Annotated in this window: 13 protein-coding genes; 4 read left to right on the top strand and 9 right to left on the bottom strand. The window is 68.4% G+C overall.

Annotated elements, in window-relative coordinates; all coding sequences use genetic code 11:
* Nucleotides 1-191: 191 nt before the first annotated feature.
* The 3 genes from LTV02_RS17535 to LTV02_RS17525 all read right to left on the bottom strand — a co-directional run bounded on the left by LTV02_RS17535 (nucleotide 192) and on the right by LTV02_RS17525 (nucleotide 3255).
* Nucleotides 192-920: an ESX secretion-associated protein EspG gene (locus tag LTV02_RS17535; RefSeq protein WP_233041003.1), complete on the bottom strand. Its 729-nt coding sequence runs from the start codon at nucleotides 918-920 to the stop codon at nucleotides 192-194.
* Nucleotides 917-2305 (bottom strand): hypothetical protein, encoded by a 1389-nt coding sequence (locus LTV02_RS17530; RefSeq protein ID WP_233041002.1) that lies wholly within the window; start codon nucleotides 2303-2305, stop codon nucleotides 917-919. Before LTV02_RS17530 ends, LTV02_RS17535 begins: the two co-directional genes overlap by 4 nt.
* Before the next feature lie 110 nt (nucleotides 2306-2415).
* The gene (locus LTV02_RS17525; RefSeq protein ID WP_233041001.1) at nucleotides 2416-3255 is read right to left on the bottom strand and encodes a class I SAM-dependent methyltransferase; all 840 of its coding nucleotides are present in this window, start codon (nucleotides 3253-3255) and stop codon (nucleotides 2416-2418) included.
* 95 nt (nucleotides 3256-3350) lie between these two features.
* Between LTV02_RS17525 and LTV02_RS17520 the strand changes: the two genes are divergently transcribed.
* Both LTV02_RS17520 and LTV02_RS17515 read left to right on the top strand, forming a co-directional pair.
* Nucleotides 3351-4355, top strand: coding sequence for an endonuclease/exonuclease/phosphatase family protein (locus tag LTV02_RS17520; protein ID WP_233041000.1), 1005 nt, complete (start codon nucleotides 3351-3353; stop codon nucleotides 4353-4355).
* 99 nt (nucleotides 4356-4454) lie between these two features.
* Complete coding sequence (locus LTV02_RS17515) at nucleotides 4455-5897, top strand: neutral zinc metallopeptidase (RefSeq protein ID WP_233040999.1); 1443 nt, start codon at nucleotides 4455-4457, stop codon at nucleotides 5895-5897.
* Nucleotides 5898-5934: 37 nt separating this feature from the next.
* On the opposite strand, the gene LTV02_RS17510 is transcribed toward LTV02_RS17515, so the two are convergent.
* The 3 genes from LTV02_RS17510 to LTV02_RS17500 form a co-directional block, all read right to left on the bottom strand.
* Entirely contained in the window at nucleotides 5935-6771 is an 837-nt protein-coding gene (locus LTV02_RS17510) for an alpha/beta hydrolase (protein WP_233040998.1), read from the bottom strand.
* 229 nt (nucleotides 6772-7000) lie between these two features.
* Nucleotides 7001-8362 (bottom strand): M20 family peptidase, encoded by a 1362-nt coding sequence (locus LTV02_RS17505; RefSeq protein ID WP_233040997.1) that lies wholly within the window; start codon nucleotides 8360-8362, stop codon nucleotides 7001-7003.
* The gene (locus LTV02_RS17500; protein ID WP_233040996.1) at nucleotides 8362-10014 is read right to left on the bottom strand and encodes a CocE/NonD family hydrolase; all 1653 of its coding nucleotides are present in this window, start codon (nucleotides 10012-10014) and stop codon (nucleotides 8362-8364) included. Before LTV02_RS17500 ends, LTV02_RS17505 begins: the two co-directional genes overlap by 1 nt.
* Before the next feature lie 177 nt (nucleotides 10015-10191).
* On the opposite strand from LTV02_RS17500, the gene LTV02_RS17495 reads away from it, so the two are divergent.
* Nucleotides 10192-12378, top strand: coding sequence for a WD40 repeat domain-containing serine/threonine protein kinase (locus LTV02_RS17495; RefSeq protein ID WP_233040995.1), 2187 nt, complete (start codon nucleotides 10192-10194; stop codon nucleotides 12376-12378).
* Here the strand turns inward: LTV02_RS17495 and LTV02_RS17490 are convergent, their stop codons facing one another.
* Complete coding sequence (locus LTV02_RS17490) at nucleotides 12379-13293, bottom strand: oxygenase MpaB family protein (RefSeq protein ID WP_233040994.1); 915 nt, start codon at nucleotides 13291-13293, stop codon at nucleotides 12379-12381.
* A 99-nt stretch (nucleotides 13294-13392) separates the two neighbouring features.
* Entirely contained in the window at nucleotides 13393-13710 is a 318-nt protein-coding gene (locus tag LTV02_RS17485; protein WP_233040993.1) for a hypothetical protein, read from the bottom strand.
* 175 nt (nucleotides 13711-13885) lie between these two features.
* Between LTV02_RS17485 and LTV02_RS17480 the strand changes: the two genes are divergently transcribed.
* Complete coding sequence (locus tag LTV02_RS17480; protein ID WP_233040992.1) at nucleotides 13886-14317, top strand: TY-Chap domain-containing protein; 432 nt, start codon at nucleotides 13886-13888, stop codon at nucleotides 14315-14317.
* A gap of 2 nt (nucleotides 14318-14319) precedes the next feature.
* Here the strand turns inward: LTV02_RS17480 and LTV02_RS17475 are convergent, their stop codons facing one another.
* Nucleotides 14320-15183, bottom strand: coding sequence for a tyrosine-protein phosphatase (locus LTV02_RS17475; RefSeq protein WP_233040991.1), 864 nt, complete (start codon nucleotides 15181-15183; stop codon nucleotides 14320-14322).
* Nucleotides 15184-15198 lie beyond the last annotated feature (15 nt).

The raw sequence follows: 15198 nt of genomic DNA, 5'->3' as shown, positions 1-15198 counted from the left end.
GGAAGGTGGCGTTCGGCCATGGCAGTCGTCTCGCGAGGTTGCCGGGTTGCCTCGCTGAATGGCCAGGTGGGGTGTTGCGGTGTGGCTGGCAATGATTGGAGTTTTGCTCCAGTTCGGGGCGCTTACCGTCGGTTTCCCGACCGGCTGGGGTGTTCGGTGGAGCAGAACTCCAATTCCGCAATGCGTCACGTTCAACCGCGGAGGCCGAGTAGCTGGATGATGTGCTCACGCAGGGTATCTGGCGAGCACGGGGAGATGCGCAATTCACCCTTGCGATGCTCGACGGTATAGCGGCCGTCGTTGGCGATGTCGAACCAGTGCAGGTAGCGCGGGGGAGCGGGGTGGTCGGTTCGGAGGTTGCGGTGGACGGCTATGTCGCCGCGGGCGCTGGGGCGGGTGTGGGCCAGGCGCAGGATGCGGGCCAGGTCGGGGGTTCTCGTGTCGGTGATGCTCCGGCGCGTGGGTGTCACGTGCGTGGGCTTCGGGGTGGAGGGTGAGGGTGTCACGGCGGGCTGGATGGTGCCTGGTTGTGCCGCGCCCATGACGGCGGTGAAGACGGAGGGGATCAGGGGTGGTGCGCCTGCTTCGATGATCATGTTGCCGCCGATTTCGGGGCGCGGGGAAGGGCGCTGGACGAGGGTGACGGCTACGCCGTTGGTGAGTGCGGCGTAGGCGCGGAGGGGGTGGTTGCGGATGCCGGTGAGGGTGAGGGTGGTGTCGGGATTGGATGAAACCCGAAGGGCGGCGGTCAAATCCGGGTCCGCGCCCTTGGGGAAGCGGGTGTTCAGGGTGGCGGTGAGCTGGGCGTGATCGTCGCGCCAGCGGGTGGAGGAGCGGAGGCGGAGGGGTGGGGGATAGCGGTCTTGGCCGGTTTCTTGCCAGAGGTGGATGAATTCGTCGGGGGTGAATTCCCATTTCATGGGGTTTCCGGCTCCTCGGAGGTGAGGTCGGTTCGGGCGGAGGGGATTTCGGATCCCAGGACCGGGGGGACGGCTGGGGGTGGGGTGCCGAGGAGTTCGTCGTCGCGATGCCAGGTCAGCCAGGTCGGAGCCTTGTGGCTGCCTTCAGCGTTGGCGGCGGACGCTGCGCCGGGGGCGTACATGCCGGGGAGGTAGCCCGCTCCGGGGGATGGGGTGCGGGCGCTGGTAGCGGGTTGGTTCGGGGCGGAGGGCTTTCCGGTGGGTGCGCCTGGGTAGCTGAGGCCGGGGGCTCCGGCAGCGCCGGGGGGTCGGGCGAGACTTCCGGGGTTGCCTGCCGGTGCCGATGCGCTTGTTCGGGAACCTGGTGAGCCGGAGAGAGCGGGCACGATTTGTGCGCCGGGGGACGAGATCCCTGGCGTACCCGTTCTCTCCGTGTTCGCAGCGGCTGGTGAGGTATCACCGGTACTGCTGCTGGTGCTCGCCGCCGCGGTACCCGATCCGGAATCTTGCTCTGAGCCAGCGGAATCCTCGGCGCCGCCGGACTCGGTTGCGTTGCCATGGTTCGCGGTGACGGGTGATCCGGAGCCCGGCCGAGCTGATTCCGGAGGGGTACGGAACGATGCCGCGCTGCCTTCGTGTGCGTTCGGCGTGTCCGAGCGCACCGCTGCATCAGGTCCGGTGAAGACTCCGGCCGGAGTGCCGAAGCCTGCTCCCGACTGGCCGGAACCCGCACCAGCGCCTGGCATTTCGATATCGGCAAAGGCCGGCACGCCCGCACCGGCCGGTGGATAGGTCGGCACATAGTTCGTTTCCAGCGCCGCGAGAGCGAGCCGGTACTGCTCCTCGCGGTAGGTCTCGGCCTGTTGGGCGTCGCCAGGGGCGGTGGTGCCGAGCAGCAGGCCTAGGAAGGTCGTGCTGGTTTCCGAGAGGTCGGCGTCGGTGGCACCCGTACCGGGCGGTGGGGGAACGGATTTGCGGACTGCTTCGGCCCCGAAAGCGGCCGCGGTCATGCGGTGCCCGGTGCTGTGCGCGATCTCGGCGACATCGAGGACCTGCTGGACGAACTCGCGCGCGGCTCGGTCGGCAGCAGCCGCGATATGACCGGCCGACCCGTCGGTGAGGATGTTCTGTAGCTGGATGTGCAGGCCGGGCGCTGCGCCGCTGAGATTGTTGCCGATACTCACCCAGGCCTCCGCGGCGGCATGCATCTCGCCCGGATTCATCTCCCGCACAGCGGCATAGATCTCTTCGTGCGACCACCCTTCGAAATGCTCCAGCCGCTGAACATAATCCGCGTCCACCGTCCCGTGCGACACCCGAAGCTGTTCTCGCTCCGCCCCGCCCTGACTGTCCCGCGCCGCCTGCACCGCCCGCTCCGCATCCATCGGAGTCCTCCCTCGCTCGAGCACCTATCGACTCGGACGCGGGCCATCGCCCCGCGGTTCCCTCGAGCCGCTGGTGATTCGTCAGCGCCCCGGACCGCGGACGGCCGTTCTCACAACGGTTTACGGGCCTGCAGGGTGTAGGACAGGGGCAGGCGTTCGGGGTGTTCGGCGAGTTGCCAGCGGCCGTCGTGTTCGGTCATGTGGCTGGGCAGGGCGTTCCAGGGGATGCTGCGGTGTTCGACGAGGCCGGTGAGGGTGAGGTCGGCGGCCAGGAGGGCGCCGATGATCTCGCCGAGGCCGTGGTTCCATTCGTGGGTGGTGGTGGCGGTCAGGACGCCGTCGGTGTCGACGTAGGTGGTGGCGTCGTCCCAGACCAGGGGTTCGGCGGTTTCGAAGTAGGGAAAGCCGACTATCAGGGCCTCCGGGCGGGATTCGTCGATGGACCACAGCGCGGGATGCGCTTCGGTGATGAAGAGCCGTCCGCCGGGCCGCAGCAGTCCGGCCACCGTGTCGGCCCAGCGCCGGATATCGGGCAGCCAGCACAGCGCCCCGACCCCGGTGTAGACCAGGTCGAAGTCGTTCGCGCCGAGCGCGTTCACCGCCTCGTACACATCCGATTCCACGAAGTCGATGGCGGTTCCGGTGGCCTCGGCCAGTTTCCGGGCCTCGGCGATGGAGGCGGGCGAGAAGTCCAGCCCGGTCACCGTCGCCCCGAGCCGGGCCAGCGACAGGGTATCGGTGCCGATGTGGCATTGCAGGTGGACCGCCCGCCGCCCGCGGATATCGCCGAGCAGCGGCAGATCGAAGCGCACCACGGCGCTGAGATAGGACGGGTCGTCCCGGAAATGCTCGATGGCGTAGTCGGCGGAGGCGGCGTGCAGCGGCGCGCGCTGATCCCAATTTGCCTGGTTCAGGCGGCGATATTCACTCACGTCTTTCGACTGTGCCATGAACGGCGCCCCGAATGCAGCCCATTTACCGGCGGGTCGCGCAGGTCAGCGGCTTTTCGATGCTCCGGTAGGGTGGCCGCCGAAGGGGAGGTGGCATGGTGCCGGTGCAAGGACAGGTGGTCACGGAGGAACCGACCGAACGGATTTCGGTGACTCCGCCGTGGCGCAGGCGAGTGCGGACCGTGACGGCGGCGCTGGGGTGGATCGCCTTCGCAGCGGGCAGCGCGGGGGTGGTGCTGCATTACTTCACGTGGCCGACGATGCTGTTGACGCTGGCCGCGTCGTTCGCGTCGTACTTCATGGCCGGCGCGGTCATCGCGCTGGTGCTCTTCGGCCTCGCCCGCCAATGGCGCAGCGCCGCAATCGCTCTGGTGCCGATAGCGGCCGGTCTGTGGGCCCAGCTGCCGATGCTGTGGCCCGACGGCAGCGCCCCGCCCGGCGTGGACGTGGCCGTCATGCAATCGAATCTGCTGTTCGGTCACGCCGACGTGGACACGGTCGTGAAAGCCGTGCGGGACAACCGCATCGAAGTGCTGACCTTGGAGGAACTCACCCCCGAGGCGCTGGCGCGTTTGCGCGCGGCCGGACTCGAGACCGAACTCCCGTATTCCTACACGGCCCCGGCGAGCGGCGGTTCCGGCGGCGGCATCTTCAGCCGCTACCCGCTACAGGACGGCCGCAAGCTCGACGGTTTCCTGATGAGCAATGTGCAAGCCACCATGCTGCACCCGGATCGCGGACCGGTCCAGGTCTTCCAATTCCACCCCATGCCACCGAATCTCGACTTCGACGCCTGGAGCCGGGAACTGCCGCGCATCCGCGAAGTCCTGGACCAGCAGTCCGGCCAGGTCATCGTCGGCGGCGACTTCAATGCCACCTACGACCACAAGCCCTTCCGGGACATCCTGCGCGGCCGCTACGCCGACGCCGGCGAACTCGTCGGCGTGGGCGCGCTGCCGACCTGGCCGGAACGCGAGTACGGCGGCCCCCACATCGGCATCGACAAGGTACTGGTGGCGGGCGGGCACGCCACCGAGGTGCGATCGCTGACCATCCCGGACTCGGATCATCGCGCTGTGGTTGCGGTACTGCGACTTTGAGCGATCAAAGGGTGGATACTCGAAGACGCGGGAGCTGAGCTTCGCCGTCCCGGGTACCCCGGGATCGGAGGGGTCCCGTCGCGGTACTCGGGAGGCGAGATGCGGATGTCGCGGCTGCGGGCGGGTTGTGCCGTCGTGCTTTTGACGCTCGGGGTGGCGCTCACCGGCTGTGATCTACTACCGGAATCCGGCTCCCAGCAGGTGACCGGAAATCCCGGAAATCCGTTCGAGCTCAACGGTTCCGAATCCTCGACCGGACCCAGCGGTCCGCGCTCGGGCGTGCCGGACGCCACGCTCACCGCGGAGAACGGCGACGGCGGCGCGGTCGACCGGCTCGCCCTCAATGCCATCGCAGATGTACAGGAGTACTGGAATACCGAGTACGCCAAGATCTTTCCGGGCAAGTTCACGCCGGTGAGCCGGTTCATCTCCTGGGATGCCCGGGCCGGGCGCAATCAGTCCGTCCAGTTCTGCCGCGAATCCACCTACCAGGAAATCAATGCCGCGTACTGCGGGCTCGATCAGAGCATCGGATGGGATCGCGGCGTCCTGCTGCCGGAACTGAGCAAGAAGTTCGGCGATATGTCGGTCGTGTTCGTCCTCGCCCACGAGTACGGGCACGCGGTGCAGGAACAGGCCCGGCTCAACGGCCTGTTCACGCCGACCGTGGTGAAGGAACAGCAGGCCGACTGCTTCGCGGGCGTGTTCATTCGTCATGTGGCGGAAGGGAATTCCCGCCATTTCACGATCAACACCACCGATGGCCTCAATGGCGTGCTGGGCGCGGCCGTGGCGGTGCGGGATCAGGAGCCGGGCGCTTCGGAGAACGAGCACGGCACCGGGTTCGAGCGGGTCACCGCCTTCGAGATCGGGTACACCGACGGCGCCGCCAAGTGCAAGAACATGACGCGCGCCGAATTGGAGCAGCGGCGCGGCACCCTGCCGACCAGTTTCGGGTTCGGTGAGAAGGGTGCGCAGCTGACCGTGGATCGCAGCTCGCTCGAGCAGGTGGCTCAGGCCCTGGCCGTCAACTATCCGGTGACGTCCGCGCCGAGGTTCGACTACAACGGCGTCACCAAGAAGTGCTCGAATGTGACTACGACGCAACCGGTCTCGTACTGCCCGGCGACCAACACCATCGGCACCGATGTGACCGCCCTGGCCAAACGCGCGCGCGGCGACGACGACACCGAACTGCTGTCGTCCATGGTGGCAGGCGACTACAACGCCTTCGTGGTCTTCGTCTCCCGCTACATGCTCGCCGTGCAACAGGATCGGAAGCTCGGCCTCACCGGAGCCGATACCGCCGGCCTGCGCACCGCCTGCCTGTCCGGGGCGTTCAGCACCAAGCTCAGCCAGCCGGGCAGTTCCTTGCAGCTCTCCGCCGACGATCTCGACGAAGCCGTCTCCGGCCTGCTGTCGGACGGCATCGCCGCCGCGGATGTCGACGGCAAGGTGGTGGCCAGCGGATTCGTTCGCCTGCAAGCCTTCCGGACCGGTGTCCTCGACGGCGAGACCAGCTGCCTGAGCACCTACAAATGACAGCGGGCCCGTCCATGGCGGACGGGCCCGGCCGGTTTCATGCGGGTAGGTGCGCTTCCAGCCAATTCACCAGATCGGTGAGCACCTTGTCCTGCTCGGGTTCGTTGTAGATCTCGTGGTAGAGCCCGTCGTAGCGGATGACGGTCTTGTCCTGCGACGCCGCCCCCTGCTCGAACAGGTCGGCGCCCGCCGGATTGGCGAGCCCGTCGGATTTGCCGTGCTGCACCAGCAGCGGCACCGTCAGCTTGTCCAGATGCGTCTTGACGAACTCGCCCGCCTTCAGCATCTCGACCGCGGTCCGGGCCGGGACGCCGCCGTGATGCACCAGCGGATCCTCGTCGTAGGCGCGCACCACCTCGGGGTCGCGGCTGACCAGCTTCGAATCCAGTTTCACCACACCGAGATTCGGCAGCACCCGCGACAGCAGCGGGGCCACCGCGCGCTCCACCGCATTGCCGGCGTCGATCACCACGGCCGGACCGGACAGCACCAGGCCGTCGATGTCGAGAGGTCCGCGCGTCGCCAGGTAGGCGCTGGTCAACCCGCCCATGCTGTGCCCGATCACGAACTTGGGCAGCCCCGGGTGTTTCTCGCTCGCCAGCTTCAGCAGCGTGGTCACATTGTCGGCCGCACCGTCCAGCGATCCGACATTCGCGCGCGCACCCGCCGACTTACCGTGCCCGGTGTGGTCGAGGGCGTACACCGCGAACCCGGCCTCGGTCAGCCGCTGCGCCACATGCGCGTACCGCCCGGAGTGCTCGGCGTACCCGTGCACGATCACGGCCAGCGCTCGCGGCTCGCCGTCCGGCAGCCAGCCCTGCCAGAAGATCTTGCCGCCCGCACCCTGGAATTCACCGGTCTCGTTCCGGGTCATCATCGCTCCTCTCGGTTCGGTCACACGCTGCCGGAGGGCGACCGCGACGGATACGCGGTGGTGCGCCCGAAAAGTCGGGTACCGGCGCAGTCATTGTTGCGCACCCCTCGCCCGCCTGTCCGGGGGCCGGGGATTTCGTGGCGCGGTCCGAGCCCGGCGGCCGTGCGGTGGTGGGCCGCCACAACCGACGCCGCGCCCGACAGCTCGCCGCATCCGGGATCGCGCCCGGTCAGTCCGCGGCGAGCCGGTCCATCAGGAGGCGGTTGAAGGTGATCAGGCGGCCGTAGTTGAGGCGGGAGATGCGTTCGTCGGTGCCGTGGATGCGATCCAGGTCGGCGGCGGTGAGGATGATCGGGGCGAAATTGCAGCGAGTTTCGGCGAGATCGTCGTAGTAGCGGGCATCGGTGGCGCCGGGCACCAGGCCGACCGTGACCGCGATGCCCGGGACGACCTCCCGCGCCAGTTCGGCGATGAGCTCGAAGTCCGGCCCGGCGGACGGAGTGCGGGAGGGCTCGGAGGTGATGCCGGTGAGCTCGCACGCCACCTGATCGTCGCGAATGACGCGGCGGCAGTGTGCCAGCACATCGGCGACCGAATCACCCGGGAGGATACGGAAATTCACGAACGCCTCGGCGCGCTGCGGCAGCACGTTCGATTTCACGCCGCCGTGGAAGACGGTCGGCGCGGTGGTGGTGCGCACCAGCGCCTCGGTCTGCGGCCGGGCCGCCAGGATGCGCGTCACGGCCGGACCCGCGAGCCGGGCCAGGCCGAGCAGGGTGCGGCGCGGTTCGGACATGAATCCGCGCAGCCGCGTGAGCATGTCGACGGTCACCGGGGTCAGCCGCAACGGGAACGGATGATCCTGCACCCGCGCCACCGCGCGCGCCAGCCGCCCGACCGCGGTCTGCTTGCCCGGCATGGACGAATGCCCGCCCGGGTCGGTGACCGACAGCCGTACGGTGGCGAAACCCTTCTCGCCCACCATGATGGTGGCCACCGGGTCATCGATCCCGTCCGCGACCCCGATGGTGATCACCCCGCCCTCGTCGAGCAGCAGCCCGGTCCGGATCCCGGCTTCCCGCAGTTTGCGCGCCATCGACTGGGCGCCGCGGACCCCGTTCACCTCCTCGTCGTGCCCGAACGCCAGATACACGGTCTCCCGGGGCCGCACACCGTCGCGCAGCGCCGACTCCACCGCCTCCAGAATCGCGACGACCCGGCTCTTGTCGTCGATCGCGCCACGGCCCCAGATGAATTCGTCGTCCACCACGCCCGCGAACGGGGGATGGGTCCAGCCGCTCTCGTCGTCCACCGGGACCACGTCCATATGCGCCAGCAGCAGCGCCGACACCCGGTCCGGTGCGGCGCTGCCCGGCCAGCGATAGAGCCGGCTGTGCCCGAAGATCTCCAGCTCCAGCTGGGCGTGCACCAGCGGGAAGCTCTCCTCCAGGAACGCCACGAAGCGATCGAATTCGGCCGGGTCGTCCGCGGCCGGATCCTCATGGGAGATGGTCACGCAGCGCAGGGCCGCGGCCAGCCGCTCGGCGGTGGCATCGTCCACGAGCTGGGGTGCGGGCGTGGTTGCGGTCATCAGGAGCCGGTCCGGGCCGGGAAGTCGACGGTCACCCTTGCATTGTTCAGCAGATCCAGCGGCAGGGTGGCCGACTTCTCGGCGCGCCACTTGCCGACACCCTCGGTGGGGCCGCCCGGCAGGTCCGGGGTGCGGGCCGCGGTGAGCAGCGGCAACCGGACCTGGGCGGAACGGACGGTCACCTTGGAGAAGGTGGGCGTATGCGACCAGACGTCGTCGATCACGTCGGTGATGCGGAAGCCGATGCGATGCCCGGCCTCGATCGGCCAATCCTGGGCCAGCATGCGGATTTCGGTGGTCGCGGAGACGGGGGCGATACCGCGGGTGATGACCGTGGAGCGGCCGTCCGGCGCGATATCGGACACCTCGACCGCGACCGTGGCCTGCGGCGAACCGTCCAACGTCAGGGTGGCGGTGGCTGTGCCGGACAGATGCTGCGCGGTGGGCAGCGGCTGGCTGATCGACCACAGATCGCGATCCGCGCCGGCGAACAGGCCGCGGTCGGTGTACTCGCCGGTGCGCAGCTCGGCGGTCACCATGGTCGAATCGGCGGGCGGCCATTGGGTTTCCGAACGCCAGCGGCCATCGGATTGGCTGACCGTGATGCGCGGGCCCGGCACGGTCACGTTCTTGCCCGCCACATGCCGGTCGAAGAACGCCAGCAGCTCGCCGTCGAAATTGGTGACGCCGCATTTGTCGTGGCAGGTGCGATGGCCCCACTGCCCGAACCAGGCGTGATGCTCGCCGGGGCCGAGCCCGTTCCACAGCTGGAAGACCCGATCGGCCTTGGTGTTGTAGTCGGTGAAACCCTGGCCCAGGAACAGCGGGATGGTATTGCCCCGCAGGCGGCGCACCAGATCCCGGTCCTGCCAGAACTCGGTGCCGCCGTCGTGGTTGGTGGTGTTCGCGAAATACTGTGCGTAGCAGGCGGAATCGATGGTGGTGGCGTTCAGCTGGTACTCGGCCGAATCCTCCCAGTGCGCGGGCGTGGACGCGATGAGCAGATGCTCCAGCCCCGCCAGATCACCCGGCCGCACCCCGGACTCGGTGACCGGCTTGCCCGAGAACTTCCAGGCCACGCCCTGCATGTACAGGTAGGAGTACGGGTCCACCACCGGTTCGAACGCGCCCACCGCGGCCAGCCCGGCCGGCTGCTCCGTCAAGCCCATCAGCCCGGTCCAGGCCTCGTACGACACCCCGAACAGGCCGACCTTGCCGGTCGACCAGGATTGGCCCGCCGCCCATTCCACCGCGGTCTTCACATCCGAGCGTTCGCCCGGGCCGCCGAAGTCGGGGCAGCCGTTGGAGCCGCCGAAGCCGCGCAGATCGACGATCACGTAGGTGTATCCGGCATCGAGGAAGGTCTGGGCTTCCAGATTGTCGGTGGACGGGCCGCCCTTCACACGCGGATCGGTCAAATAGGCCAGGTGCGCGCGGTACGGGCTGACCGTCATGATCACCGGTGTGCGCTGATCGTCGGCGAGACCCTTGGGGCGCAGCACATCCGCGTGCAGGCGCGTCCCGTCCGGTGCGGTGATGTACTCCTGCTTCCACTGATATCCCGCCTCGGCGTTCGCTCCGCCCGCCGGCACCACGACCGCACCCACCACCAGCAGCAGGCCGACCAGCGCCCGCCACAACACCATCCGCATACGCACAGCATGACCTTGGTCGGTGGGCGGTTCTCGCACCAGCCCCATGAACCGGGGGACCGCGTCGCCCGGTGACCGTGACCCGGCCGCCGCCCGATGCCGCGCCGGAGCGGTAGCATTGCCGCTCACGAGATTCGATGGATACCGCCGGTGGGGGCGGGGAGGCGGGGGACACCGGTGGCGCTCGAGCCCGGATCGCTGTTCGCCGGCTACACCGTGATCGCGCACGCGGGCTCCGGCGGCATGGGCGCGGTGTATCGGATGCGGCATCCGCGGCTGGGCGTCGATGTCGCGGTGAAGGTGCTGGCCGCCAATGTGGGCAGCGATCCCAGGACGCGCGCCCGTTTCGAACGCGAAGCCAGGCTGACCGCCGCCCTGCGGCATCCGAATATCGTCGGCATCCAGGACTGCGGCACCGAGGGCGAGAACCCGTGGATCGCCATGGATTTCATCGACGGCCCGGACGCCGGCCAGCTACTGGAGGAAGGCCCGCTCCCGGTCCCGCGCGCGCTCGAGATCATCCGCCAGGCCGCGGCCGGACTCGACCACGCGCACGCCAACGGCATCCTGCACCGCGACGTCAAACCCGCGAACCTGCTGATCACCGACCGCCCCGGCGGCCTGCACGTGCACATCGGCGACTTCGGCATCGCCCGCGGCTTCGACGACACCGTCACCGTCACCGGAGCCACCCGCGCCACCCTCGCCTACGCACCCCCGGAACAGATCGACGGCAAGCCCGTGGATCAGCGCGCCGATGTCTATGCCCTCGGCTGCACTCTCTTTCACCTGCTCGCCGGGGAGATTCCGTTTCCCGCCCCCACCGTCTACGCCCTCATGCACGCGCACTTCACCACCCCGCCCCCACTGCTGACGACCCGGCGCCCCGACCTACCCGCCGCCGTGGACGAGGTGATCGCGACCGCCCTCGCCAAGAATCCGGCCGACCGCTACCCGAGTTGTGGAGCCCTCGCCGCCGCGGCAGCAGCGGCGATCGGCACAGACTTCCCGGCCTCCTCGGTGCCCGGGTCCGCCGGTGACACCCTGGCAGGAGCGAATTCGGCCGGCCCACGCCTGTTCGGCTCGACCGGACCCACCGAGGTGCTTCCGGTCACCGAGACGGAACCGCCGCACGGTCCCGGCCGGTGGACGGAACTGGCTGGACGGCAACCGAACTTGGGGACGGCGGATCCGGGCCTCGTCGTCCGCGATATCGAAATGCCGGGCGGCGGTGTCGGTTCCGTGCCGGTGGTATTCGACGGGCCTATCGGCCGGCAGGGCTGGGAGCCCCACGAACCGGACACCGAAATCGCGACGGGGGTGGACCCGGCCTCGAGTGTGGCCGGGAGGCGGGCGCGGCGCGCAGCGGTGGAGTTGTCCGGGCATTGGGGGAAGGTGCGGGCGATCGCGTTCAGTCCGAGTGGCGCTCGGGTGGCGACCGGTGGGGAGGACGGGGCGGTGCGGATCTGGGACGCGCGGACCGGAGCGGCGATCGGGGGTGTGTTGCCCGGGCCGGCGAACGCGGTGTGCGGGCTGGCGTTCGCGCCGGATGAGACCGTGCTCGCCGCGACCGGCTGGGATCGCCTGGTGCGGCTGTGGGATACGGGTACGGGGGAGGCGGTGGGGGAGCCGTTCGAGGTGGGGAGCCGGCGGGCGTGGCCGGAGTTCGGGCCGGACGGCGGGGTGCTGATCGTGTCGGATCGGCAGGGGGCCGGGGTGCGGAATCTTGGGCGGGGGCAGGCGTTTCCGGAGATCGCGTTCGGCAGTGTGCGCGCGGTGGCCGCCGATCCGGACGGCGAGGTGTTCGCGGTGGTGAGCACCGCGGGTGCGCTGGAGTTGTACGCCGCCTCGGGGGAGCGGTTGTGGGTGCCGCGGCAGGTGGCGCGGCCCGACACGGATCTGGTGCGGTTCGCGCCGGACGGCAGCGCGCTACTCGCTATCACCCGGTACGGGGCGTATCTGTGGGATTACCGGAGCGCGCTGCGCAAGCGCACCGCCCGGGCACTCGTCGAATTGCCCATGGACATGGTGGGTTTCGCGGCCGCCGACTTCGCGCCGGACGGTACGCGCTTCGCGGTCGCCAATCACGACCGGGTGCTGGTGCGGGATATGCGCGCCGGGGAAACCCTGCAATTCCCGCTGCCCGCCGACGGCAGCGGGGTGCGGGCGGTCGCGTTCAGCGCGGACGGCGCGCTGCTGGCCATCACCACGCGAAAGGACCTGCGGCTCTGGGACATCGACGCCCGCCGCCAGTTGCACACCCGCAAGTGGTCGCCGCCCGTCGCGTTCGGCCCGGACGGCGCCACCGTCGCCATCGCACAGCAGGATCGGGTGCTGCTGTGCGATATTCGCGAACTGCGCTGACTACACCGGGCGCAGGTTGATGATCTTGCGCAGCCGGGCGCGGTCGCGCTCCAGCTTCCGCGCCTCGTACGCGATGGGGAAGTAGCGCACCCGCTCCGGCAGCATCGGCACGGTGCGGCCGATCAGCCGGCCCAGGGCGCGCAGCGTGCGTTCGTCCTTCGCGGTCCACTCCAGGTCGAGCTTGCGCCGGATCACCTCCGGCGTGGTGCCGACGGTGAAGAAGTACTGCAACCGCCCGACCGGCATGGTCGCCGCCCGCCACACCGGATGCAGCGCGTGCGGAACCTGCTTGGGCGGGGCGATGTTCCGGATCACCTTCAGGTAGTCGTCCGCCACATTCGTGGCCACCAGATGGTTCTCGATCTGATCCTCGAACCACGGCACCCATTCGGCATAACTGGCCGGAATCTCCTTGGGCGCCACCATGAAATTGCGCATCAGCTGCACGACTTCCTGGTAATACGACTCCTTCTCCGCCTCGGTGAGCGGATCGCTGGAGAAGTACTTGTTGCCCTCGGTGAACGCGAAGATCGCGGTGTGCAGCACCCACGCCCACGGCCCCGACGACAGCGCCCGATGCTTCACGCCCTGCGCATCGGTGCTGTTGAGCGTGGCATGCATCTTCCGCAGCCGGTCGGCTTCGGCCAGCGCCTCGTCGCCGCCGTAGATCCACATCATGACCGAGGCGATGCTGCGCGCGGCCCGGCCCAGGGCATCGGTGCGGAAGGTCGAATGCTCGTCCACCACGGCCGCGATGCTCGGTTCCATGGTCTGCAACAGGAACGCCGACCCGGCGGTGAGCGAGAAGGTGATCAGCCCGGTGTCCTCCCACATGCGCGTACCCGGGCGGAAGGGCCGGCGTTCGGGCCGGGCTCCCCGGTCCGCGGGCTCGAGCGGTGCGACGGCGGCGGTCATGGTGATCTCCTTTGACCACTAGCTGCCGGTGCGCCGAGCACCGACATGATGAGAGGAATACTTCCAAAGTCTCTCATCTTGTCGCCCGGGTGGCAACCGTCACCGGAGGAATACCGTAAATGCGGGCGCTGGAATCTTGCGCCCGCGCTGGTCCGTGCGGTGATATTCACGAGAGGTTAACCAGCGCAGCGCATCCGGTTGGAAGAATAAGCGTCCGGAGGCGATGAAAACACGAACGAGGAGTGCGGTTTGAACGCGATGGCGGTGGTTGTGCATCCTCGGTCCGGCGCGGTATTCGCCGGTGCGCGAAGCCAATTCCGGAAATTCATGGCTCGCCATACGCTCACGGCGGAGCAGCGGGCCGAACGCCTGGCCGGCTATACGCCGATCGGAATCCTCGGTCCCGCCGCGATTCACCGGCGGTAGCCGAACATTCGAGAGCCGCGGCCGTATCAGTCGACACGGCCGCGGCTCTCGTCGTCGGCAGGATGTTTCCGCAGCTGGCCGAGTTCCCTCAATCTTTCGGTGACCCAGACGATTTGACGGCGTATGATCGGCCTCGATGGGCACCCGGGGGCAAAGCGAGCAACCAGTGACAACCGAATGGGACGCCTTCGTGCAAGCGTTGGCGCGCTGCTTGGCGCATCTGCCCTCCCGAGCCACCCTGATCATCGCCGCCACCGGAAATCGCTACGTACAATTCCAGCAGTTCGATATCCGGCTCTCCGCCGAACTCACCGGCAATTACTATCTGGCCGAACCGATTACCGAATCCGCCGCCCAGCTGCTGCGTGATTCGGGCTGGTCCGCGCCGGTCCTGCAACGCGAAATCGAGAACTGGCGGCGGACCATGCTGTGGCCGATACCGCTGAGCGGGCTACAGGATTTCGCTCGTTCGGTGGCGATCGGCCTGCACGACGCGCTCGGCGTCGGGTCGCCGGACGAACTGCGCGCCACCGGCTGGTCGGAACCCTCCAGCGATATCGACCTGAGCGCCCTGGGCGCCATGGTCCGCCGCGGCTGAGGTCAGCTCACCAGGTTCTTCCGCAGCTTCAGGATGGTCGCGCCGTCCAGGCCGAGACCGTTGGTCAGGAACTTCCCGAAGTCCCCGTACTTCTGCGTCACCTGGTCCACCGCGATATCCAGGTACGCCTCACGCACCTCCTGCAACGGAATCAGCAGATCCGGATTCTGCATGATCCCACCCTGCTTCAATTGCGCCCGCAGCGCCGCGTCCGCCGCCGCCCGGTACTCGTTCGACTTCAGATAGTCCTGGCGCGCAATCGATTCCGGCACCCCCACGGCCCGCAGCACCACATACGCCGTCCACCCCGTCCGGTCCTTACCGGCCGTGCAATGGAACAGCGTCACGGTGCCGGTAGCGGCCAAATCCTTGACCGTCTGCCCGAACTTCGCCATCGCGTCCGCGGTGAAGAAATTGCGGTACATATCGCCCATGATCTGCTCGGCTTTGCCGTCCCCCAGCAGTTCCTGCTGCTTTACCGGATCCTTGGACTGAATCGCCTGATACATCTTGGCGAACATGCCGCCGTCCTCGATGGCCCTGGACACCAACGGAACTCCGGCCGGCAGCCGATCCGCGCCCAATCCCGCGATCTCGGCCTGGGTCCGGTAATCCACCACCGACTGAATCTTCAACGTCCCGAGCTTGGCCACGTCCGCATCGGTCAGTTTTCCGAGCGCATCCGCCCGAATCACCTTTCCCGACTTGGTGGTAGCCCCGTCATACGTCCGAAACCCACCCATATCCCGGACATTCACCGCCCCCTGCAAAACGATCTGACCGCCGCTCGCCCCCGCGACCGCGGCCTCCGGATCGGCCTGCGCCACCGCCCCACCCCCGAACAATCCGGCAGCGACCAGCGCCAAAGAAACCAGCGAAAC

It is taken from the genome of Nocardia yamanashiensis, assembly GCF_021183565.1.
GTDB lineage: Bacteria > Actinomycetota > Actinomycetes > Mycobacteriales > Mycobacteriaceae > Nocardia > Nocardia yamanashiensis.
This window is presented reverse-complemented; position numbering and strand designations above follow the sequence as displayed.

Coding starts and splice junctions, on each gene's coding strand:
- LTV02_RS17535 (WP_233041003.1), bottom strand. CDS start 920: ATGAAATGGGAATTCACCCCCGACGAATTCATCCACCTCTGGCAAGAA.
- LTV02_RS17530 (WP_233041002.1), bottom strand. CDS start 2,305: ATGGATGCGGAGCGGGCGGTGCAGGCGGCGCGGGACAGTCAGGGCGGG.
- LTV02_RS17525 (WP_233041001.1), bottom strand. CDS start 3,255: ATGGCACAGTCGAAAGACGTGAGTGAATATCGCCGCCTGAACCAGGCA.
- LTV02_RS17520 (WP_233041000.1), top strand. CDS start 3,351: ATGGTGCCGGTGCAAGGACAGGTGGTCACGGAGGAACCGACCGAACGG.
- LTV02_RS17515 (WP_233040999.1), top strand. CDS start 4,455: ATGCGGATGTCGCGGCTGCGGGCGGGTTGTGCCGTCGTGCTTTTGACG.
- LTV02_RS17510 (WP_233040998.1), bottom strand. CDS start 6,771: ATGACCCGGAACGAGACCGGTGAATTCCAGGGTGCGGGCGGCAAGATC.
- LTV02_RS17505 (WP_233040997.1), bottom strand. CDS start 8,362: ATGACCGCAACCACGCCCGCACCCCAGCTCGTGGACGATGCCACCGCC.
- LTV02_RS17500 (WP_233040996.1), bottom strand. CDS start 10,014: ATGCGGATGGTGTTGTGGCGGGCGCTGGTCGGCCTGCTGCTGGTGGTG.
- LTV02_RS17490 (WP_233040994.1), bottom strand. CDS start 13,293: ATGACCGCCGCCGTCGCACCGCTCGAGCCCGCGGACCGGGGAGCCCGG.